Here is a 22,710-nt window from a genome sequence, read left to right on the forward strand (position 1 = left end):
GGAGATCCGCCATGTCCGACCTATTGACCGTTCGCGACCTCGTCGTCCGGATTCCCGCGCGCAACATAACGATCCTGGACGGCGTCAGTTTCTCTCTGGAGGCAGGTCAGACGCTCGGCCTTGTTGGCGAATCCGGCTGCGGCAAGAGCATCACCTGTTATGCGATCGCCAATGCGCTGCCGCGCGGCATTGTGCTCAGCGGCGGCAGCGTGGCCTTCGAGCCCGGCGGATCCGGTATCTCCAGGCCGGCTATCCCGAAGATCGCGATGATCTTTCAAGACCCGACCAGCAGCCTGAATCCTGTTCATACGATCGGGTATTATCTGGAGACGGCGCTTCACCGCCATCAGGGTCTCAAGGGCAAGGATGCTCGGATGGAGGCCATGCGACTTCTGGAACGCGTCGGCATCGACCGCGCCGCGAGCCGGCTGCGGGCCTATCCGCACCAGTTTTCCGGCGGCATGAACCAGCGCGTGATGATCGCGCATGCGCTTGCGGCCAAGCCCAAGTTGCTGATTGCCGACGAGCCGACGACGGCGCTCGACGTGACCATGCAGGCCCAGATCCTGCATCTGCTGGAAGAGCTGAAGGCGGAAACCGGCATGGCACTGATGATCGTATCGCACGATCTCGGCATCATTGCCCGGCTCGCGGACAGGGCGGCCGTGATGTATTGCGGCAAGATCGTCGAGACGGCACCCGTCGCTGAACTGCTCGAACGACCGGCGCATCCTTACGCACGCGCGCTGATCGACTGCATGCCCAGCATCGATCCTGATGATCTTGCACCGCCGGTCCCAATCCCTGGATCCGTCCCGCTGCTCGATAGCCTTCCGGTGGGATGCCATTTCCACCCACGCTGCTTGCGTGCGAGCGGCGAATGTTCCACCCGCTTTCCGGCGCCCATCACTATCGGTCTCGCCCACGAGGCCTCCTGTTACCATCCGGTGGCAGCATGAGCGCTCCTCTTCTTCAAGCCAGCGGTCTGACCAAGGCATTCCGCCACAAGACCGGCCTCTTCGCCCGGCCGACCACCCAGCTTGCGGTGGACTCGATTGGCTTTGAACTTGCGATCCGCGAGCGCCTCGGTGTCGTTGGCGAATCCGGAAGCGGCAAATCGACACTCGGACGGCTTCTGCTCGGATTGACGGAGCCCACACGGGGCGATGTTTGGTTCGAAGGCATCAACCACAAGCAGCGTCACACACGGGACTGGAAGGAGTTTCGGACTCGCACCTCTTTGGTGCAACAGAACCCGCTCTCGGCTCTCAACCCGCAGATGACCATTGGACAGCAGGTAGCCGAGGGACTGCTGATCCATTATATTGCCAGCCGGGCAGACGCTTATCAACGCGTTGCCACCATGCTCGAGCGCGTCGGCCTGTCGAGCACGATGATGAGCCGCTATCCGCACCAGATGTCGGGCGGCCAGCGACAGCGTGTCGTGATTGCCCGCGCCCTGATCCTCGATCCGAAACTGGTTGTTTTCGATGAGGCGGTGTCCGCTCTCGATGTATCGGTTCAGGCCCAGGTGGTCGCGCTTTTACGGTCGCTCTGGCAGGAGCGTGATCTTGCCTATGTCTTCATCACCCACGACCTGCGTATCGTCCGCCATCTCGTCGATCGCATCGCAGTCATGTATCTGGGCCGCGTCGTCGAGACTGGCGACATTCGAACCATCTATGCGTGGCCGCGCCATCCCTATACGCGGGCGCTTCTCGCATCTGTCCCGACCATGGATCCAAGGGTTCGCAATATCGAACCGCCCATCAAGGGCGAGCTGGATGCGTCGAAAGTGTTGCAGGGTTGTTCTTTCCGGTCGCGCTGTCCCTTCGCGCTCGACAGATGCGCCGTTGAAACACCCGAACTCCGGCTCATTTCGGCGCATGGCGTCAGCCAGCACACTGCCTGTCATCGTGCGGAGGAATTACCGCGATCGATCGCGCCGCAAATGGACATGATGACAGACAGGCAACCAGTCTCACAGAAGGAGACGGCGCTGTGACGGCCTTTATCCTTGCCCGTCTGGTTCGAGCGATCGCGGTGCTCATCTTCACCGTCACGCTCGTCTTTATCGTTCTGCGCCTGAGCGGAGATCCAGCCCAGCAGATGCTCGGCGACGATGTCGGTCCTGCGGCGGTTGCCGCGTTCAATGCCAAATGGGGTCTGGATCGGTCGCTTCCAGAACAATATGCCTATTATGTCGCAAACGCCGCGCGCGGTGATTTCGGCATCTCCTTTGGCGATGGACGGCAGGTCTTCGACATTGTTGCGGAACGGATACCAAAGACGTTGATGCTAACGGTGCCAGCCTTGCTGCTCAGCATGCTGATCGGCATTCCCGCCGGCATTCTGGCCGCGATCAGGCGCGAATCCGCGCTCGACAAGGGCGTCATGGCAGGTGCCGTCCTGGGCTACAGCGTTCCCAACTTCCTGCTTGGCCTTGTCTTCATCTTTGTCTTTGCCGTCTGGCTGCGTGTGCTGCCAAGTTCGGGCAGTTCGACATTAAACCATGCGATCCTGCCGATCGCGACCTTTGCATTGTTCAACGCTGCGGCCGTTGCGCGTTTCATGCGCTCGACGCTGCTCGACGTGCTGGGGCAGCCCTATATCGCGGCTGCGCGTGCCGACGGGGCGCCTGACTGGGAGATTATCTTGCGGCACGCGCTGCCGAATGCGGCGATCCCCATGGTCACCACGCTGGGCTTTATCGCGGGTGGCATGATGGGAGGGGCGGCACTGATCGAACCCGTCTTTGCATGGCCAGGACTCGGCATCGGCTTTGTCAGGGCCACGGCCACCGGCGATCTGCCGGTGGTCCAGGCGATGATCATTCTGTTCACGGTCTTCATGGTGTCGATCAATCTGACTGTTGACATTCTCTATGGCCTGCTCAACCCCAAGATCAGGAAGCCGTGACATGCGATCATCGACCACAGCGACGCCCGCAGCGCGTGGAATGAAAACTCCGTTTCGGGGGATGCCGGCCAGCATCGGTGTTTGCTGCGTTTGGATAGCGCTTGTAGTCGTCGTTGCGCTGACGGCGCAATGGATCGCTCCGCATGATCCGCTGAACCAGAACCCGCTCCTCCGGCTGATGCGGCCGCTCGTCTCGGTGGCCTTTCCCTTCGGAACCGATTATCTGGGACGCGACATCCTCAGCAATCTCCTGGTTGCTACGCAGATGACCCTTATGATCGCGCTGGTAGGCTCGATCATCTGCGCCCTTGTCGGCGCCAGTCTCGGGCTCGCGGCTGCGCATTTCGGCGGCTTTGTCGACAATCTCATCATGGGTTTTGCCGATGCCATGGCCTCGATACCCTTCATCGTCATCGCACTCGGGGTGCTTGCTCTCTTCGGCTCAAGCCCGTTGCTCTTTGTCTTTCTCGTCGGATTTGCCAGCTGGGAGCGCTATGCGCGATTGACGCGTGGCCTGGTGATCAGCGCCAGGGAAGAGGGCTATGCGGAAGCGGCCCGCATTGTCGGCGTGCCGTCGATGCGCATCTACCTTCGTCATATGCTGCCAAACATCGCCGGCCCGCTGATCGTGCAGTTCACCGTCAACTTCCCGGAAATCATCCTGCTGGAAAGCGGCCTGAGTTTTCTTGGGCTCGGCATTCAGCCGCCGGAAACGAGCCTTGGATTGATGGTGGCCGACGGTCAAAACTATCTGGCGATCGCCTGGTGGCTCGCCGCCTTTCCCGGCACGGTCATCGTCCTAACGACCCTCTCCATCAGTCTGCTCGGCGACTACCTGCGCGATCGTCTCGATGCACGGCTGCGCTAAACAAAAGGAAGATAAGGTGAATCCGCTCAGAATGACCATTGAGACGATGCGCCTTGGCGGCCATCGCGGACATAGCGCCGGAGCGCCGGAAAACACACTTGCCGCGTTTCGAAAGGCTTTCGAATATGCTGGCCCTCTTGTCACTTGCGAGACTGATCTCAGTATCACCAGTGATGGCGAACTGGTGCTGATGCACGACAAGACGGTCGATCGGACCACCAACGGCCGTGGCATCATCCAGAAGATGACTTATTCGGAAGTCTCCAGGCTGGACGCCGGAAGCTGGTTCGGCGCGGAATTTGCCGGAGAACAGGTTCCGCGTCTCAGAGATGCGCTGCAGCTCGCCCGCGAACTCGGTATCATCTATCAGCTCGAACTGAAGATCTACGACCGCAATGACGTCTTGTTTCCGAAGCTGAAGACTCTGATCGATGAATTGGCCTGCGCAGACCTTCTGCAGTTTTCCTCGTTCGACTACGTTCAGCTGAAAGCGGTGAAAGAGGCAATCCCTGATGTGCCGACCGTCGGTCTGATGCATTCCCGACTGATCGATCCCGCCGCGATTGCCCGTCAGGCCAATCTCGATGCGATGAACATCGAGATGTATCATTTCGCCAGCGGCGAGGCACACCAGCTCCACGAAGAGGGTTTTGCCGTCTTCACTTACCTGCCGGCTCAGTATCACGAAAAGCTGATACAGTACGGCACCGATATTGAAGCCCAGATCGTCAAATGGGTTCGCGAAGGCCAGCTGGATCAGCTTCTCGGCGACGACGTGGCACAGGTGACAAGGCTGAGGGATATGGCCCGTGGCTGACATGCATGCTTCTACCTCGGCCACCAGTGCGGTCGAGGCTGTCGTCGAAGACATTGCGAAGGAAGCCGGAAAATTGGCCCTGACCTATTTTCAGTCTCTGGCGAGCCTTCCGGTCGAAAAGAAGGGTCACCTCGATCTTGTGACCGAGGCCGATAGGCAGGTTGAGACCCTCCTGATAGCGAGCCTGCAGAAAGCCTTTCCCGATGACGGCATCTTCGGCGAAGAGGGTGGAGAGATCACGGGAACCTCGGGCCGCATCTGGGTTGTCGATCCGATCGATGGGACGTTCAACTTCGTTCGGGGCAACCAGAACTGGGCAGTTTCCATCGGTCTTTACGCAAGCCGTCGGCCGGTCTTTGGGGTCATCCACGCACCTGCCCGGGACCTGACCTTCGTCGGAGGCAGGTCGGTGCCGACAAGACTCAACGGCAAGCCGATCAAGTCGCTTCCCGTCCTCGACATGTCACGGGCCGTAACGGGGTTGAGCTTCCATCCCTCGGTATCGACGGCTGACAGACTTGAGGTCATACGCTGTCTCTCGGACGACCTTGGCATCAGCTTTCGCGTCGGAGGGGCGGCGACGATTTCCCTGGTCGAGGTGGCGATGGGCGAAACGGACGGCTATCTGTCGCTTGGGGATTCGACTTGGGATGTGATGGCTGCGCTGCCGATACTCGACAACCTCGGTGCCTCCCATACGATCGACTGGGGCAAGATTGACCTGTCATCGAAGCTTCGTTTCGCATGTGGCAGCCCTGAGTTCCTAAACAAGCTTCGCCCACTGCTCAAGCGCATTCCGCTGCCAGCATAATCGCCTGAGCTATGGAACAAAGGCAGCTAAGGGGCGCTATACCACTTTCACCTAACCCGGATGGCCGCGGTGAGGGGGGATGCTGCGATCGCAATTCAGACGTTCGAGGTTGAGATACGGTCGGCGTCGGCTAAAGGACTGCGCTTTTGAGCTCCCAATATCCTCCATGCGTGGTTTGGCGACCGTCGATTGGCTGCGGCTTTCAATCTCGCGTTCATCCTTTGCCAGGAGAGAGCACATGGTTTCGATGCGTCCACGAATGGCGATGTCGTCGGCGATTTTGCTCTGTTCTGCGTCTGTAGGCTCGCACTTTGCGTCTACCCACGTTCTTCCGATCATTATTTAACGCCCATGGTGAAACCGGACGATGATCCTACTTTTGTGAAATAGATTTCCGCCCCGGGCCGTTGCCAGTATGCGGTGTCGGATATCTCGTTGTGATCTTCATTTTCAGGCTTGCCGAGTTCAACCTTTAGGTCGGCGAGCAGGCTGTCATTGTTGGTCAAACTGTAGCTGCATGCCCGACCCGGATTTACCCCTGTCGCGACCCAGAATGACAAACGGCTCCCGGCCTCTTCATCCCACCATCCAACGACGTCGACCGTCATCTTGTTATAGCTCTCGTAAGATGATTTCCAATTCTTGTCTTCCGGCATCCGGGGCCATCCGAGCTGGTCTCCCCTTTGCCTTGCCTCCTCGACACTTGTGGATCGACAAACAGCAAGAGCTTGTGCGACCATAATGCTATTTGCGAGAGATACGCTGACCGGACCAAGGCAAACAATTGCCGCGGCAATCAGCGATGGCGCAAAGCGATGTTGGCTGAAGTCCGAAACGTTCAATAGCGGCTCTCCGCAAATTCATTGGATCATCCAAATAGGATGGCGCGTGGCGGCTTCTTTTCAAGTCAATGGAGGTCTGAGCTTGAAAAGTCGAAAACCCACATCCGAAGCCCGTTCTGGCAATTGACCCAATATCAGCAAGGGTGGTGATAATCGGTTTTTCAAGCTGATCTTAGCCGTCAACGCGCAGTCGGATTTCGCAAGACCTGTGGATTGGTGGTCTCCATGTGCTGTAACAAACCATCGAACCGCGTGTCGGTTGGGACCTGCGACTGTTCAAATCAGCGTCGGCATGTAACAATGGCGTATGACGCACGGTGATCTCCACTATATCTTGCAGACGCTTTACGATGCCGGAGGCCGGGACGTGAATGCGAAGGATTTGCCTTGGTCGACTGGGATGACGCCTGCGATCCTGCAAGCATTGAACATGCTCTATATGACGCGCTCGGAGCGGGGAGAGGATAAGCTGTTTTCGCTGACGAGGTCAGGCTATGGAGCTATAGGGCAGGAACCGCCGGTTCTATTTCCATTTTTGCGAAAATTATTTCGATAATGCGATTTATACTATCATATGTCGCGTTCAACTGGGATCAATATCAACGATAACATCCATGCGCAAAACACGGGCCGCCATTTTTAATGACTCTCCGTCTTAAATCTCGGCATCCTGGTGTTCGAATTGCCAGGTCAGCACGTGTGATCCGTGGCGCAGCGTCATGATGGCCGGGTATGCTGTTGCTTCGTCAGGAGCGCCGATCAACAGCGGCCAGCGGCGCAGGAAGCGGATGAGTATGCCTTCGTCGCAATCGTTGACAGACAGGATTACGTCACCGACATATCTCTCTTTCGGCTCATCACCAAAGATTGCGGCAAGAGAAGCCGTCAGCCGATAGTGATTGGAAAAAGTTATATGCATGTACTGTGCGCAGAAGGCCAATTCCTTGATTGAACTTCCAACGATGTCTCTCGGTTTTATCATGGTCGCGCCGTGTGCACCGTTTATTTCATTTGATATGGGAGTGGGATGCTTAATTCCTAGCAAATACGGTATGGTGAATTTCGCGCAGGATGTATCCGTAGCAATCGACATCAAATTTGATGTTGTCATGCCGTCGTAATACGTTTCACCTGCTGCCTGATCACGGTATTGCTTTGATTAAGGTTCCACGATTTGACTCGTAATCTAGAATGCAGAAAAAATACACTGAATTACTAGGGGTGTTTTGACCAATATTGGGTTGATTCGTGCTTAATGCAATTTCATTGTGACGAACTTCCTGTCTCCATGCGCAACGCTTTCCGGCCTTGAACGCTTCAGATCCAGGTTGAAAAAGCGACTGCATAGTCCCTTAAGTCGGAATCGCTTTGAGGAGAAAATTATGCAGCAAATTTAAAGTGTTAAAGCGTCCTTTGTGCGTTTTATGAAACGCACGGCGCTGTAAGGGCTTTGCGGGGCTTGATCCATTGCAGGCAGAGATTTTAGAGGCTCTTGCCCGACATGGCTTGAAAGCTGCGTTGCCGCCGATTAAACACGCTATAGCAAATGGTGTGATCCCTTTGGGGATGGCGCCTTTGGCAGTGGCAGCTTTCAGGTTCTACGGCGTTGTTTTCGGTCATCGGAGACGCGGCGAGCGGTGATATGGAGCCGCTTCGGAACATGTCGGGGCGGCGGCTTTGGATTGTTTGCCAGCGGTGTTCCGCGGCAGACGCAACCGGTGTAAAATGGGCAACGATATGATCGATTTTGAAGCAGCGCGGGCGAAAATGGTGGACGGCCAAATTCGAACGACGGATGTAACCTCTCATTCCGTGCTTTCGGCTTTTCTGTCCGTACCGCGGGAAGCCTTTGTGCCGGAAAATCTGAAAGCCCTGGCTTATATCGATGAAGATATTCAGGTCGCACCCGGTCGCTATCTGATGGATCCGTCGCCGCTTGCCAAGCTTTTGCAACTGGCGGAAATTGGCCGCAGTGAACTGGTCCTGGAAATCGGAGCGGGCACCGGTTATGTCTCGGCTTTGCTCGGACGGCTGGCCGGTGCGGTTTTCGCCGTTGAAAGCGATGAGCAGCTGGCTAGTGCTGCAAAGTCCAATCTTGAAAAGCTGGGTGCCGCGAATGTCACGGTCGTTCAATGTCCGCTGGAGGCTGGCTATTCCAAAGAAGCTCCTTACGATCTGATTTTCCTGAGTGGGTCGGTCGAGGAAGTGCCTCCGGCACTGTTTGATCAATTGCGTGACGGTGGTCGTTTGGTTGGCGTGGTCGGTAGCGGCCGTGCCGTCCGTGCTCATGTCTTCGTCAAGGCCGGTGGTTCGGTTTCGACAAGCTCGCTTTTCAATGCTTCGATCAAGCCGCTTCCCGGTTTTGAAAAAGCGCGTGAATTCGTATTCTGATCATCGCGGCGGAAGGTTTGCGAACGGTCATTGTGAGTGATCGTTCGTATCCATTTTGAATGTCTCACGTCATTGAAGCATTTGAGATGTTCAAAATGTCTTCAAGGCGAGGATGTGGTTCACACCTCTAAGCCTTGGTCATAATTGGCATGGCTTCTGTCATTGCACCGGACCGGTCTTGCATCCATTCTCATAAAATGGTTGTATTTTTTATTTATATCCATTTTGGTTGTGGATGATCGGGTGGCTGTTTCTTGTTTTAAAGTTATTTTCGTTCAATTTTTAACATTATTGATTTTTTGGGCGGCATGAAATGCAAGCTGTCAGGCTCTTGTCAAACTCCTGTAAACCTGCGGGCTCAGCCTATGAATTCTCCTAGGATGATTTGTGGTCAGCTTCACGCAATCTAGGCCCTTAGAATAAGGGCTGTCGTCGTTTGATGGTGAGTCTATCGCCATCTTGTCAGTATCGCCGGGGATGAGTGAGAGCCATCTCCAATGTTGGTGACAAGTTGGAGAGAATCGGCTTCACATGAGAATGCTGGTAAAAAACTCAGGCGGTCCTCCGGGGCCGGCCCTTCCATGATGGATCGGGCCTTGGCTTAATTAAAGTTGGGAGATGTATCCTTGTCGAGCCTTCGTAACGTGGCCTATGCCGCAGCATTTCTTCCGCTGTTTTTTCAACCTGCCGTGCTGCATGCCGAAACCATCTTCGGCGCCATGGAAAAGGCTTATAAGAACAATCCTGATCTGAACTCGGTGCGTGCCGCTCTGAGGGCAACGGATGAGAGCGTGACGATTGCCAAGGCCGGATACAGGCCGCAACTGGGCTTTTCCGTCTCCGGTACTCAGTCTTCCTTTGCCAATTTCAATGGCACCGCCATCGGCAATCTACCAGCGGATAAATATTCGGCGGATTATTATAAATCCGACGTGCAGCTGACATTGACCCAGCAGATTTTCGATGGCTTCCAGACACTGAACAACGTGCGCTCCTCAGAAGCGGGCGTGCTTTCCAATCGGGAGAGCATGAAAGCGGACGAGATCCAGATCCTGCTCGGCGCAGCCCAGGCCTATGCCGATGTGGCGCGGGACCAACAGCTTGTCAGTATCCGCCGCCAGAACCTGAGCTTCCTCAAGGAACAGCTGAAAGCCGCCAACGCGCGCCTGGAGGTGGGCGAAGGTACCAAAACCGATGTCAGTCAGGCAGAGGCGCAGTTGGCAGGTGCCGACAGTCTGCTGGCCTCTGCTATCGCTCAGTTGAGACAGAGTGAAGCATCCTATGTGCAGGTGGTTGGCGAGATGCCGAAGGATGTGCGCCAGCCCGTACGCGCCACCAAGGCGATGCCGACCAATCTCGACAAGGCCGTTGCTTTGGGTATCAGAGAGCATCCCAGCGTGCTTGCCGCGCTGCATGCGGTAACCTCGGCGCAATACCAGGTGAAGTCGGCTGAAGGCAGCCTGCTTCCGGGCGTCAGCATTCAGGGCAGCCTTGATCGGCATAATACGGATAATCCCAGCGAGTCGACCGACCGCGATTATTCTGCGGCCTCTATTACAGCGCAGGTAAAAATTCCGCTCTACCAGGGCGGTTCGGAATATGGTCAGATCCGCAAAGCCAAGGAAACCGTTGGTGCGCAGGAACTGAAAGTCGATTACGCCCGATTGAGCGTGCGAAAGCAGATCATGACCGCTTTTGCCCAGATGCAAGCCGCAACGGCGGCCATCACCTCGGGCCGCAAGCAGGTTGCTGCCGCAAAGCTCGCCTTGCAGGGCGTTATCGAGGAACGCAATGTCGGCCAGAAGATCACTCTAGACGTTTTGAACTCGCAACAGACCGCACTCGACGCGCAGGAAAGCCTGGTGAACGCGCAGCGCAATGAAGTGGTCGCCAGCTATTCATTGCTGGCGGCAACCGGCACCTTGACGGTCAGGAGCCAAGGATTGCAGGTTGCGGAATATAACGCGGAAGAGCATTATGATGCCGTCAAGGACAAGTGGTTCGGATTGCGGGCCGCCAACGGCAAATAAGCCATGGGTTATTGAAAATCGCAGTTGATATTGCCTTTGCAGATATCTCAAGCGTCGGATGCATTTGAGATATTTGCAAAGCGTTCAAGCCGGGGATGTGTCAGCATGCCCTCGTCTTGGTATTATGCCCTTCATCCCGGATAATTCGGCCCGGCTGGCGAAACAATCCTCGATTGAACTCATAAAACTGTGTATTTTGGGCTTTAAGCTTTTGAAGGCGATTTCCTCGAGCAAAGGGGTATCCTAAGGTCAAGCGAATCACATGGCAAAAGCCGATGGGGTTTGAAGCCAAATGGGGAATGTAATGGCCCAGCCGAATGTATCGCGTGAACCGTCCATGGAAGAGATCCTGGCCTCCATTCGCCGGATTATCGAAAGCAATGAGCCGGCACCCGCCCGGTCTTTCGATGATGCCTATGGTTATGACAGTGAAGTGGACGAACTGGATATTGCAGGCAATGCGTTTTCCGTTGAGGCTGTGCCCATGGATTTACCGGTTGCGGCCAACCAGCCAGGCCCGGTTCAGCTGGCGGCATCTGCTACAAACCGTTTCTCTGAGGGGGCAGGCGATCAGGGGGCTGGCGGACAGCAGATAGCAGATGGCGCAAGAGCAGATAGTCAAAGACATGCCGCAAAGCCGGTTTCGCTTGCCGATCTTGCGGCGCGGGTGCGCGCCACGTCCGAGCGGCGCGAAGAGCCTGGCACTGCCGAGTTCCCTTCTGAATTTTCCTCCGCTTTTTCCAAGCAAGAGCCACAATCTCGCGATGGTCGTGGGGCCTCTTCCTACATGTCTGACACTATTGGTGGTTTTCGCGAGATTCCTACGGAGCAAGCGGCGCCTCTGGGGCAGATCCGGCCCATGGCACAGGCGCGAATCGCCGAACCGGAAGCCATGAGCGCCAGCCAGCGCCATATCGAAGCTCTATTGCAATCGGAACTTGTGAATCAGGCTGCGGTCGCCCCTCAGGGACAGGCCGAAGAGGCGGATACGCAGGGCGATACTCGACAAGGTGCGCTTTTGTCCATGCAGGCCGGTGCGCAGGTGGCCAAGTCCTTTGAGGAACTGGCAGCTGTCGTCGATGGTCAGCAGCGTAGGTCGCTGGATGAAATCGCCCAGGATATGTTGCGGCCGATGTTGCAGGACTGGCTTGACGACAATCTGCCGACGCTGGTTGAGCGTCTGGTGCGCGAAGAAATCGAACGAATTGCACGTGGTCCGCGCCGCTAAGAGGGCGGTACCGCAGGCTGCTCCCGGCAAGCGTGCGTTCGAAAACATAGAACCGGAACAATCGGAAGCCGCCTTGTGAATGGGCGGCTTTTTGCTTTCCTTTCTTGACACTGCGCGACCTGTCCGCTTTACCACATGGTTGACGAAAATAATGAAATCCAACGTCCGCCCGCGTTCCTGTGAACCGGTAGGGCCTTAATGTCTGGTCAGAACATGCTCGATAAGACCTATGATTCCGCAAGCGTAGAACCGAAAATCGCCAAGGCCTGGGATGAGGCGGAGGCATTCCGCGCCGGTGTCAATGCCAAGCCGGGTGCGGAAAGCTTCACCATCGTCATCCCGCCGCCGAACGTGACCGGGTCGCTGCATATGGGCCACGCGCTCAACAATACCTTGCAGGACATCATGATCCGTTTCGAGCGCATGCGCGGCAAGGATGTGCTGTGGCAGCCGGGTATGGACCATGCCGGCATTGCCACGCAGATGGTTGTCGAGCGGCAGTTGATGGAAAAGCAGCTTCCGGGCCGCCGCGAGATGGGCCGTGATGCCTTTATCGACAAGGTCTGGGAGTGGAAAGACGAATCGGGCGGGTTGATCTTCAATCAGTTGAAGCGGCTTGGCGCATCCTGCGACTGGTCGCGCGAGCGTTTCACCATGGACGAGGGCCTGTCCGAAGCGGTTCTGGAAGTCTTTGTCACACTCTACAAGCAGGGGCTGATCTACAAGGACAAGCGCCTCGTCAATTGGGACCCCAAGCTGTTGACGGCGATTTCAGATCTTGAAGTCGAACAGCATGAGGTCAATGGCAATCTCTGGCATCTGCGCTATCCGCTGGAAGAGGGCGTGACCTACCAGCACCCCGTGGCCTTCGATGAAGACGGCAAGGCGACGGAATGGGAGACCCGCGACTACCTGGTGGTCGCCACGACCCGCCCGGAAACCATGCTGGGTGATACCGGCATTGCCGTTCATCCCGATGATGAGCGCTATCAGTCAATCATCGGCAAGCATGTGATCCTGCCGATCGTTGGCCGCAGAATTCCTATTGTCGGTGACGAATATCCCGATCCGACGGCCGGTACGGGTGCTGTGAAAATGACACCCGCCCATGACTTCAACGACTTTGATGTCGGTAAACGCGCGGGCCTGAGGATGATCAACATCCTCAATATCGATGCGACGGTGACCATTGTCGAGAATGACGATTTCCTGGAGGGTCTGACCCCAAGCCGTGAACAGCAGATGGTCTGGGCCGAGCTGGAAGGCCAGGACCGGTTCTTTGTTCGCAAGAAGATCGTCGAGATCCTGGAGGCCGAAGGCCTGCTCGACAAGATTGTGCCGCATAAGCACATGGTGCCGCATGGCGACCGTGGCGGCGTGCCGATTGAGCCGCGCCTGACTGAGCAATGGTATGTTGACGCCAAGACGCTGGCCAAGCCCGCCATCGACAGCGTGCGCGAAGGCCGCACGAAATTCGTGCCGAAAAACTGGGACAAGACCTATTACGAATGGATGGAGAATATCCAGCCCTGGTGCGTGTCTCGCCAGCTCTGGTGGGGACACCAGATCCCGGCCTGGTATGGGCCGGATGGTCAGGTCTTCGTTGAAAAGGACGAGGAAACGGCGCTTCACGCTGCCATTCAACATTATCTGTCGCATGAAGGGCCGATGAAGGCTTTCGTGGAGGACAAGATAGAGAACTTTAAACCGGGCGAAATCCTGACCCGCGACGAAGACGTGCTCGATACCTGGTTTTCCTCGGCGCTCTGGCCGTTCTCCACCCTCGGCTGGCCGGAAAAAACACCGGAAGTGGCGCGCTACTATCCGACCAATGTGCTGGTCACCGGCTTTGACATCATCTTCTTCTGGGTTGCCCGGATGATGATGATGAGCCTGCATTTCATGAAGGATGAAGCAGGCAACCCGGTTGAGCCATTTGAAACCGTGTATGTCCACGCCCTGGTGCGTGACAAGAACGGTCAGAAAATGTCGAAATCCAAGGGCAATGTCATCAACCCGCTGGAGCTGATCGATGAATATGGCGCCGATGCGCTGCGCTTCACGCTGACCATCATGGCCGCCCAGGGCCGCGACGTGAAGCTGGATACGGCGCGCGTCGCGGGCTATCGCAATTTCGGCACCAAGCTGTGGAACGCCACCCGTTTTGCCGAGATGAACGGTGTGAAGTCCGATCCATCCTTCCTGCCCGAGGCCGCGACATTGGCCATCCACCGCTGGATCCTGACGGAGCTGACGCGGGCTGAACGCGAGGTGACGGAGGCCATCGCGCATTTCCGGTTCAATGATGCGGCCAGCGCGCTTTATCGCTTCGTCTGGAACCAGTTCTGCGACTGGTATCTGGAATTGCTGAAGCCGGTCTTTGCCGGTGAAGACGAGGTTGCCAAGACGGAAGCCCAGGCCTGTGCGGCCTATGTGCTGGAGCAGACCTACAAGCTGCTGCACCCCTTCATGCCGTTCATGACGGAAGAATTGTGGGCGCATACCGCAGGTGAGGGTGTCGAGCGCGAAACACTGCTGTGCCATGCCGATTGGCCGGTTCTGACCTTCAGCGATGAGCAGGCGGCGGCCGATATCAACTGGCTGGTGGATCTGGTCAGCGGCATTCGTTCGGCCCGCGCGGAAATGAATGTGCCGCCTTCCGCCGTCGCACCACTCACAGTCGTGGGTGCCAACGGCGTGACCCGCTCCAGGCTGGAGCACCATGAAGCCGCCATCAAGCGTCTGGCGCGGGTGGGTGACATCAGCCATGCCCCGGAAGCACCGAAGGGGTCGGCTCAGGTGATCGTCGGCGAGGCCACGGCCTGCCTGCCGCTCGGCAGTCTGATCGATCTTGGTGCTGAGCGAGCCCGTCTAGAAAAATCCATCGGCAAGGTTGACCAGGATATTGAGAAGGGGCGCAAGAAGCTCGGCAATGAGAAGTTTGTCGCCAATGCCGATCCGGAAGTCGTCGCCGCTGAGCGTCAACGGCTTGCCGAACTGGAAGAGCAGCGCGGCGTACTGGCTGTGGCCCTGCAGCGAGTCAACGAGGCCGGTTGACCTCCTGGAGTTTGTCTTGGGAAACGTGGGTTCCACTTTTCTCAGCAAAACAAACGATAATAGGAAAAATGAAAACCTGTCTGGTTCAATCAAAACCAGACAGTTTTTCTGTGGCCGTGTGTGATCTAAACCCCACGAGGGATGCCGTAGCCATCCGAAATCACTTCCATTGTGATTGTACCCGAAGGTGGAAACGCCCTCGGTTTTTTTGATCGTGAAACAGCTTGCGCCAGTGACTTAATCGTCCAGCGGAATGCTGCTTTTGCACTGCAAAAAATGGCGTTGGAAAATCAAGAATAACGAATAAGGACTGCGTTGCAGTTTCGCAACGGTTGTGAAGAAATGTAAAATATTATTCCGCAAACTCGGGGATAATCCTAGTTTGACGCAAATGGTTCCTTTCAATTTGTCAATTTTACGGCGTTAATAAGACCTTACGTAAAACGATCCATTCATATGGTGCGCTGCAATCGTGTTTCGTGAAGTTGTCATTTAGTTTTAATAGGTTAGGCTTCATTCAACAAAATTCCTATGTTTGGAGGGGACATGTCAAAAAAACAAATTACGCTGAGCGTTTTGGCTTTGGTCGCGGCGGCGCTTTCCAGCACGGCGGCTCTGGCGGGCGGCTTTTCCCGAGGTGAAGCCGATACCGACATTCTTTACGAGGATGGTAAAGTCAAGGCTCGCGCTGGCGCTGTCTTCGTCTCACCGGAGCGTAAATACGACACGGTGGGAGGATCGAAATCATCTGACGGTAGTTTTAGTGACAGTTACTGGATTCCCAGTGTTGCCGCCAAGGTCCAGATTTCCGATGCATTGGGCTGTGCCTTTACCTATACCCAGCCCTTCGGCGCATCCTCTACCTATGGAACGGATACACGTCGTGCTGACCAGTTGGCCGGGGCTGCGTCAGGCAATTTCAACTATTACACCAAGAAGCATTTCATCACCAATGAATATGGCGGCACGTGCGCCGTGCGTTTCGATGTTGGTCCTGGCAAGCTCTATGTGTTGGGTGGCGGTTTCTTCCAGGATTTCGATTACACGGCCGATTCCTATTATGGAACGCTGCACCTGAAGGATAATTCGTCTGTCGGATATCGCTTGGGTGTGGGCTATGACATTCCCGAATATGCGATGCGTGCCCAGTTGATGTATCGTTCGCAGATCAAGGAAGAGGCCGATGGTGACTTCACGCCGCGTGCCCTGTCGGCGCTATTGGGCACTGGTGCCGTTTCTGCCGATGGTTATGGCACCTTGCCTCAATCACTCAAGCTAAGCTTGCAAAGCGGTATCGCACCCGGTTGGCTTGCCTACGGCTCTGTCAAGTGGACGGACTGGAGCGTTTTGCAAACGCTCAACTACAATATTACTGGCCTCGGCGCCCAGAGGGACGATTTTTTCTGGAAAGATGGCTGGACCATCCAGGCGGGCATTGGCCACAAGTTTAACGATCGCGTTTCCGGTACCGTCAATATCACCTGGGACAAGGGTGTAGGCAATGGCGCCGATATCATGACCGATACCTGGACGTTGGGTGTGGGAACCGAGATCAAGCTTGGCCCAGGCGATCTGCGTGTTGGGGCAGGGGTCAGTTATCTCACCGCCGGGAGCCAGAGCTATTCCAAGGGTGCATCCTATGATGCGACCGCTAATGGAGACTGGGCCTATGCCTTCGGTAGCTCCTACCAGATCAAGTTCTGATATCAGTTCATGACTCTATGAAATGGCACGGTTGCTCTCAAATGAGCGATCGTGCCATTTCTTTAATGGAGCCTCGAAATGGAGCCTCGACGGAGCCGACCCAGGCTTTTCAGCGTGTCTTACGCCTCGTCCCCTCGTTATGCCGGACGTCGCCCTTGAGAGCTTCGTAGCGATAGTGAACATGTGTCCGCTAAATATGGCACATGACCCTGTAGAGAAGGTCTCGACAGGTGGATGTCGTTGCCCTGCCTATAGCTGATTTTGCTGTGCTCTGGTTTGTCCATTCTGTGCTTTCTTTGCAACATATTTTATATCCTCTCGGTCGTAATCCTCTCAGTGCTAAAATGTCTATTTCCCGCCACAAAGAGAGCGCAGCACAAGATCGTTGCGAAGTTCCGGGTGTGCAATCCCTGCGCTTGCTTGATCGAAAGAATATGGGTTCGGATGAAAAACCTCGGTTTTTCAGGAGGCTCCGACTTATTCGACACAGTAAAAGGCGTGGAGCAGTATACCGGCCGCAGTTTCAGGTCTCAGGCCGCTTTCTCGCCCGAAAGGCACTTTATGTTGGGGAAAATAGAGAGGACGCAAAGAATAATTTACCAGATTTCAATCTGGTTGCGTTCTTTATGGGATTTGGATCTGTACCCGGCTGCGGACGTTGTTGGCTCTGGCGCTGTCGTAAATCCTTCGCTTGTGCGTAGAAGGGCCTTTGGTCGTGGAAATGTTTAAGGTTTACGGTAATCAGGGGCGGACAATCGGACAGTCTTCAGCCTTTCTGCTGCTGTCATTGGCGCTCGGTAATCTGTTTTATACGGGCTGTGCCCATGCATTCGACTTCAAGGCCGGTGTCTCCAAGGAGTCCGGTCCCTTCGATCTGTTCAAGTTCGGTTTCAACGCTCAAAAGAGCGGTAAGACGCAGGATGCCGTTGAAGCCTATCGTTATGCTGCCGAAAAAGGTCACACCGGATCGCGCTGGGCGCTGGCCAATATGTATGCCGATGGCGATGGCGTCGTCAAAAACGATTATGAGGCTTTCAAGATCTATTCTGAAATTGCCAACCAGGGCGTCGAGCCGGGCTCGGAAGACACGGTCTATTTCGTCAATGCCCTGATCTCGCTTGCCAGCTACTATCAGCAGGGCATTGCCGGCAGCCCGGTTAAGTCCGATCTGGTCCAGGCCCGTCAGCTTTATTTCCAGGCGGCGTCCGCTTTTGGTTTCCCGGAGGCCCAGTTCGAACTGGCGAAAATGCTGCTAGCGGGCGAGGGCGGCAAACGCAACGTCCAGCAGGCCAAGAAATGGCTTAACCTTGCTCGGAAGAACGGCCATGCCGGTGCCATGGCGCTATTTGGCGATGTCATTTTCGAAGAAGGACAGGCGGCCCGTGGGCTCGCCTTCCTGACGGCAGCGCTCGATAAATGCGCGCCGAAGGATTGTCCCTGGATCGAGGATCTCCAGGAGCGCGCCTTCTCGCTTGCCGATGAAAAGGATCGTCGGGTGGCCGTGGCGCTTGTGCCGCAGGTGCAGGAACAGCCCTGAACAGCTACGCTGCTAGAAACCTTTTATGCTGCGACGAAATTGAAATGCCCGATCACCGGCACATGGTCGGATGGCTTTTCCCAGCTACGCACATGCTTTTCGATCTCTGTCGAGACAAGCCGATCGGTGGCCTCCGCCGAGAGCAGAAGGTGATCGATGCGAATGCCGTTGTTCTTCTGCCAGGCACCAGCCTGATAATCCCAGAACGAGTAAAGCTTTGTCGCATCCGTCGTGGCGCGGACGGCATCGGTCAGGCCAAGATTTTCCAACGCATGATAGGCGGCGCGGGTTTGTGGCAGGAAAAGCGCGTCATTGGCCCAGACCGCCGGGTCGAAGCAATCATGCGGATGCGGAATGACATTGTAGTCACCTGCCAGAATCAGCGGCTCTTCCAGCGCAAGCCGATCCGCTGCAAAGCGTTGCAGCCGCGCCATCCAGGCCAGCTTGTAGGGGTATTTCACCGGATCGTCTGAGGGATTGCCGTTGGGCAGGTAAAGCGAGCAGACCCGCAACACGCCATCGGCCACCGAAAACACGCCCTCGATAAAGCGCGCCTGCTCATCGGCCTCGTCGCCGGGCAGGTCACGATTGACCTCATCGGGCCTGATTTTTGAGAGAAGCGCGACGCCGTTGAACCCCTTCTGGCCATGGGTTTCCACATGATACCCCAAAGCCTCGATCTCGGCGCGTGGAAAGCCTTCATCGACGGATTTGATTTCCTGGAGACAGACGATATCCGGCGATGAGCTTTCCAGCCATTGGCAGAGATTGGCAAGGCGGGCTTTCACGCCATTGATGTTCCAGGTGGCAATTTTCATCGGCAGGCTTTCCTTGGTTCAGGCCCCGGTTCTAACGGAAAGCCTGCCGTTTGCCACGGAGAATTATACCGAACCCACAAAAGCCTCTACATGGCAAAGCTGGTGCCACAACCGCAGCTGGCAACGGCATTGGGATTGGTGATCTGGAAGGACTGGCCCATCAGGTTATCAACAAAATCGATTTCCGACCCGGCCATGTAGACCAATGATACCGGATCGATCAGCAGCGTGGCGCCATCTCGCTCAATCACCAGATCGCCGTCCTGCGGGCCTTGATCCAGGTCGAATTTATAGGAAAAGCCAGAACAGCCGCCACCTTCGACAGAGACGCGCAGAGCGTGCTTGTCATTTTCGCTGGAGACGATTTTGGCGATACGCTTGGCTGCATTTTCCGAAACGGTGACTGTCTGTGTGGTCATTTTTGCCTCCTGACGGGTTCAAGGCCCGTAGAAACCTGGGGTTTGTCTATTTTTTCCTGTCAACTTCGCGGCGAAGTAGCAAAAATTGGCAGGAAGTTAGGTCATTATAAAGAGGAAGCCGGTGCCTTGCACGGGATTTTCCTATAGGTATGAACCATAGGCGAAAGCGTCAATGGGCAGGATGAAGAGCAGGCATGACAATCGATAGAAATGCATTGGGATTCGGTGTTGGAGAACGGGCGATTTTTGCCGCCGACCCCTGGAACTCGCGTGGGCGCCTCTATCCGGAAGGCGGCAGCCTGACCCGGTCCGATTTCCAGCGCGACCGCGACCGCATCGTTCATACGACAGCTTTTCGCCGCCTCAAGCATAAGACGCAGGTTTTCATCGGCCCCGACAGCGACCATTACCGCACCCGGTTGACCCACACGATCGAGGTGGCGCAAATTGCCCGGGCGCTGGCCCGCGCCTTCCGCATCGATGAGGATCTGGCCGAGGGCGTGGCACTGGTGCATGATTTCGGCCACACACCGTTTGGCCATACCGGCGAGGATGCGCTGCACGAATTGCTGGAGCCCTATGGCGGCTTCGATCACAATGCCCAGTCGTTGCGGATCGTCACCAAGCTGGAGCGCCGCTACGCCGAATTCGATGGCCTCAACCTGACCTGGGAAACGCTGGAAGGCCTCGTCAAGCACAATGGGCCGCTGATGACTGCGGACGGCGAGGGGACGCGCGGACCGGTGCCTTTGCCGATAATAGAATATTGCCAGATGCAGGATCTCGATATTGCCAGCCATGCCAGCCTGGAGGCGCAGGCTGCCGCAGTCGCCGACGATATCGCCTATAACACCCATGACATCGACGATGGTTTGCGCTCCGGCTATCTGACGTTTGATATGCTGGAGGATGTGCCGTTTCTGGCTGGTCTGATGCGCGATGTGCGCGACCGCTATCCCAATCTGGAGGCTGACCGGTTTACGCATGAGATCATGCGCCGCCAGATCACCCGGATGGTGGAGGATGTGATTGCGGTGGCCCAGGAGCGGTTGACGCGCATCCGCCCGATGTCGGCTGACGATATTCGCCAGGCAGGTGAAACCGTGATTACCTTTTCACAAGACATGGCCGAGACCGACCGGCAGATCAAGAAACTGCTGTTTTCGAAAATCTACCGCCATCCCGATATCATGCGTATTCGCGCTGGCGCGGCCCAGATTGTTACGGATCTGTTCAAGGCCTATATGGCCGATCCGACCCTGATGCGCAGCGACTATTGGGTGGAGCATACGGCAGGGCTGGAAACGCCTGCCAAAGCCCGCCATGTCGGCGATTTTCTGGCCGGGATGACCGACACTTATGCGGTGCGTGTTCACCGGCAGCTGTTTGACCATACACCCGATTTGCGCTAGGCAGCGGGCGAAACGCCGCCTGTTGGGCTGGCTTCGACCTGCATCTGTCTGGATTGATCCTCATGAACCTGTTCGCCGATTTCGAAAATCGAATCAAAACTGCGCTGGAAACCCTTGATCTTGTAAAGGAAAAGCGAAGCGAACTGTCGTTCGACCGGATCGTCGTCGAGCCGCCACGTGATGCGAGCCATGGCGATGCCGCAACCAATGCGGCGATGGTTCTGGCCAAGCCGCTGGGCGTCAGCCCCAGGGTTCTGGCCGATTTGATCGGCGAAAAACTCAAGGAAGATGCGGATATTGCCGAGGTTTCCGTGGCCGGTCCCGGCTTCCTGAATATCCGCCTGTCCGTTGCCTATTGGCAGCGGCTGCTGGCCAATGTGATTGCGGAAGGCACGGATTTCGGTCGCTCGAAAACCGGTGCCGGCCGCAAGGTCAATGTTGAATATGTCTCGGCCAATCCGACCGGGCCGATGCATGTCGGCCATTGCCGGGGAGCCGTGGTCGGCGATGCGCTGGCCAATCTGCTGGCCTTTGCTGGTTATGGCGTCACCAAGGAATATTATATCAACGATGCCGGCTCGCAGATCGACGTGCTGGCCCGCTCGGTTTTCCTGCGCTATCGGGAGGCGCTGGGTGAGGCCGTCGGCGAGATCCCGGCTGGGCTTTATCCCGGTGATTATCTGATACCGGTCGGTGAGGCGCTGGCCCAGGAATACGGCGTGCGTCTGCACAATATGCCGGAAGAGCAGTGGATGGAGATCGTCAAAGATCGCGCCATCGATGCAATGATGGTGATGATCCGTGAGGATCTCGCCGCACTCAACGTGCATCACGACCTGTTTTACTCCGAGCGGCAATTGCATGCCAATGGGGCCGCCGCGATCCGCACCGCGATCAACGATCTGACCTTCAAGGGCCATGTCTATCGCGGCACGCTGCCGCCGCCGAAGGGACAATTGCCTGAGGATTGGGAAGATCGGGAGCAGACGCTGTTTCGCTCCACCGAAGTCGGCGACGATATCGATCGTCCACTGATCAAGTCCGATGGCAGCTATACTTATTTTGCCGCCGACGTCGCCTATTTCAAGGATAAGTATGATCGCGGTTTCGACCGGATGATCTATGTTTTGGGTGCCGACCATGGTGGCTATGTGAAGCGGCTGGAGGCGGTTGCCAAGGCTGTTTCCGAGGGCAAGGCCAAGCTGACCGTGTTGCTTTGCCAGCTCGTCAAGCTTTATCGCGATGGCGAGCCGGTCAAGATGTCAAAGCGGTCGGGTGATTTCGTGACGTTGCGCGACGTGGTCGAGGAAGTCGGCCGCGATTCGGTGCGCTTTATGATGCTTTACCGCAAGAGCAGCGAGCCATTGGATTTCGATTTTGCCAAGGTGACGGAGCAGTCCAAGGACAATCCGGTCTTCTACGTGCAATATGCCCATGCCCGTTGCATGTCGATCTTCCGGCAGGCGCGCGAAGCTTTCGGCGATATCGACCTTTCGCCGGATGTTCTGGGGGCAGCCGTGACCGGTATTACCGAGCCGAGCGAAGTCCAATTGATTGCCAAGCTTGCGGAATACCCGCGAATCATTGAAGCTTCGGCCCAGTCAATGGAGCCGCATCGCATCGCATTTTATCTTTACGATCTGGCTAGTTCGTTCCATGCTCACTGGAATAAGGGCAAGGATCAGCCGGAATTACGATTTGTTAACGATAAAAACCGACAATCAAGTCTTGCCAGACTTGGGCTGGTGCATGCTGTCGCTTCTGTGTTGCAGTCCGGACTGGCCATTACCGGCACGGATGCTCCGCAAGAGATGCGATAGTATCGTCACCAATTCCCCACATTGCGCTGGCAAGCCG

The 22,710-nt window shown here is 56.3% G+C and carries 18 protein-coding genes; 14 read left to right on the forward strand and 4 right to left on the reverse strand.

What is annotated here, in order from left to right:
• Positions 1 to 11 precede the first annotated feature (11 nt).
• From H1Y61_RS09360 to H1Y61_RS09385, 6 genes are read left to right on the forward strand one after another with little or no spacing between them, the layout of a single operon-like run.
• Positions 12 to 959 carry an ABC transporter ATP-binding protein gene (locus H1Y61_RS09360; RefSeq protein WP_180572436.1) on the forward strand — a complete coding sequence of 316 codons (948 nt, stop codon included), beginning with the start codon at positions 12 to 14 and terminating at the stop codon, positions 957 to 959.
• Positions 956 to 2,005, forward strand: coding sequence for an oligopeptide/dipeptide ABC transporter ATP-binding protein (locus H1Y61_RS09365; RefSeq protein ID WP_180572437.1), 1,050 nt, complete (start codon positions 956 to 958; stop codon positions 2,003 to 2,005). The genes H1Y61_RS09360 and H1Y61_RS09365 overlap by 4 nt, the downstream gene beginning before the upstream one ends.
• Complete coding sequence (locus tag H1Y61_RS09370) at positions 2,002 to 2,919, forward strand: ABC transporter permease (protein ID WP_071205558.1); 918 nt, start codon at positions 2,002 to 2,004, stop codon at positions 2,917 to 2,919. The genes H1Y61_RS09365 and H1Y61_RS09370 overlap by 4 nt, the downstream gene beginning before the upstream one ends.
• A 1-nt stretch (position 2,920) precedes the next feature.
• The gene (locus H1Y61_RS09375) at positions 2,921 to 3,787 is read left to right on the forward strand and encodes an ABC transporter permease (RefSeq protein WP_180572438.1); all 867 of its coding nucleotides are present in this window, start codon (positions 2,921 to 2,923) and stop codon (positions 3,785 to 3,787) included.
• 16 nt (positions 3,788 to 3,803) lie between these two features.
• Positions 3,804 to 4,604 carry a glycerophosphodiester phosphodiesterase gene (locus H1Y61_RS09380; protein WP_087728549.1) on the forward strand — a complete coding sequence of 267 codons (801 nt, stop codon included), beginning with the start codon at positions 3,804 to 3,806 and terminating at the stop codon, positions 4,602 to 4,604.
• Position 4,605: 1 nt separating this feature from the next.
• The gene (locus H1Y61_RS09385; protein ID WP_180574462.1) at positions 4,606 to 5,415 is read left to right on the forward strand and encodes an inositol monophosphatase family protein; all 810 of its coding nucleotides are present in this window, start codon (positions 4,606 to 4,608) and stop codon (positions 5,413 to 5,415) included.
• Between the two features lie 338 nt (positions 5,416 to 5,753).
• On the opposite strand, the gene H1Y61_RS09390 is transcribed toward H1Y61_RS09385, so the two are convergent.
• Positions 5,754 to 6,257 carry a hypothetical protein gene (locus H1Y61_RS09390; RefSeq protein ID WP_180572439.1) on the reverse strand — a complete coding sequence of 168 codons (504 nt, stop codon included), beginning with the start codon at positions 6,255 to 6,257 and terminating at the stop codon, positions 5,754 to 5,756.
• 655 nt (positions 6,258 to 6,912) lie between these two features.
• Positions 6,913 to 7,350, reverse strand: coding sequence for a hypothetical protein (locus H1Y61_RS09395; protein WP_180572440.1), 438 nt, complete (start codon positions 7,348 to 7,350; stop codon positions 6,913 to 6,915).
• Between the two features lie 644 nt (positions 7,351 to 7,994).
• On the opposite strand from H1Y61_RS09395, the gene H1Y61_RS09400 reads away from it, so the two are divergent.
• From H1Y61_RS09400 to exoR, 6 genes are all read left to right on the forward strand, one after another.
• Entirely contained in the window at positions 7,995 to 8,648 is a 654-nt protein-coding gene (locus H1Y61_RS09400) for a protein-L-isoaspartate O-methyltransferase family protein (RefSeq protein ID WP_180572441.1), read from the forward strand.
• A gap of 626 nt (positions 8,649 to 9,274) precedes the next feature.
• Entirely contained in the window at positions 9,275 to 10,678 is a 1,404-nt protein-coding gene (locus H1Y61_RS09405; RefSeq protein ID WP_409068169.1) for a TolC family outer membrane protein, read from the forward strand.
• A gap of 304 nt (positions 10,679 to 10,982) precedes the next feature.
• On the forward strand, positions 10,983 to 11,906 hold the full coding sequence (locus H1Y61_RS09410; protein WP_180572442.1) for a PopZ family protein: 924 nt from the start codon (positions 10,983 to 10,985) through the stop codon (positions 11,904 to 11,906).
• Between the two features lie 213 nt (positions 11,907 to 12,119).
• A complete protein-coding gene (locus H1Y61_RS09415) occupies positions 12,120 to 14,963 on the forward strand; it encodes a valine--tRNA ligase (RefSeq protein WP_180574463.1) in 2,844 nt (947 codons plus the stop codon).
• Between the two features lie 546 nt (positions 14,964 to 15,509).
• Positions 15,510 to 16,667: an OmpP1/FadL family transporter gene (locus tag H1Y61_RS09420; protein WP_156536793.1), complete on the forward strand. Its 1,158-nt coding sequence runs from the start codon at positions 15,510 to 15,512 to the stop codon at positions 16,665 to 16,667.
• Between the two features lie 721 nt (positions 16,668 to 17,388).
• Positions 17,389 to 18,204 carry an exopolysaccharide production regulator ExoR gene (gene exoR, locus H1Y61_RS09425; RefSeq protein WP_015916349.1) on the forward strand — a complete coding sequence of 272 codons (816 nt, stop codon included), beginning with the start codon at positions 17,389 to 17,391 and terminating at the stop codon, positions 18,202 to 18,204.
• A gap of 23 nt (positions 18,205 to 18,227) precedes the next feature.
• On the opposite strand, the gene xth is transcribed toward exoR, so the two are convergent.
• Both xth and erpA read right to left on the reverse strand, forming a co-directional pair.
• A complete protein-coding gene (gene xth, locus H1Y61_RS09430) occupies positions 18,228 to 19,022 on the reverse strand; it encodes an exodeoxyribonuclease III (protein WP_180572443.1) in 795 nt (264 codons plus the stop codon).
• 86 nt (positions 19,023 to 19,108) lie between these two features.
• On the reverse strand, positions 19,109 to 19,441 hold the full coding sequence (erpA, locus tag H1Y61_RS09435; RefSeq protein WP_071205583.1) for an iron-sulfur cluster insertion protein ErpA: 333 nt from the start codon (positions 19,439 to 19,441) through the stop codon (positions 19,109 to 19,111).
• 194 nt (positions 19,442 to 19,635) lie between these two features.
• On the opposite strand from erpA, the gene H1Y61_RS09440 reads away from it, so the two are divergent.
• Positions 19,636 to 20,853, forward strand: coding sequence for a deoxyguanosinetriphosphate triphosphohydrolase (locus tag H1Y61_RS09440; protein ID WP_180572444.1), 1,218 nt, complete (start codon positions 19,636 to 19,638; stop codon positions 20,851 to 20,853).
• Between the two features lie 62 nt (positions 20,854 to 20,915).
• Positions 20,916 to 22,673, forward strand: a complete 1,758-nt coding sequence (gene argS, locus H1Y61_RS09445) for an arginine--tRNA ligase (protein ID WP_180572445.1) — start codon at positions 20,916 to 20,918, stop codon at positions 22,671 to 22,673.
• Positions 22,674 to 22,710: the final 37 nt, after the last annotated feature.

The organism is Agrobacterium vitis, assembly GCF_013426735.1.
GTDB lineage: Bacteria > Pseudomonadota > Alphaproteobacteria > Rhizobiales > Rhizobiaceae > Allorhizobium > Allorhizobium vitis_D.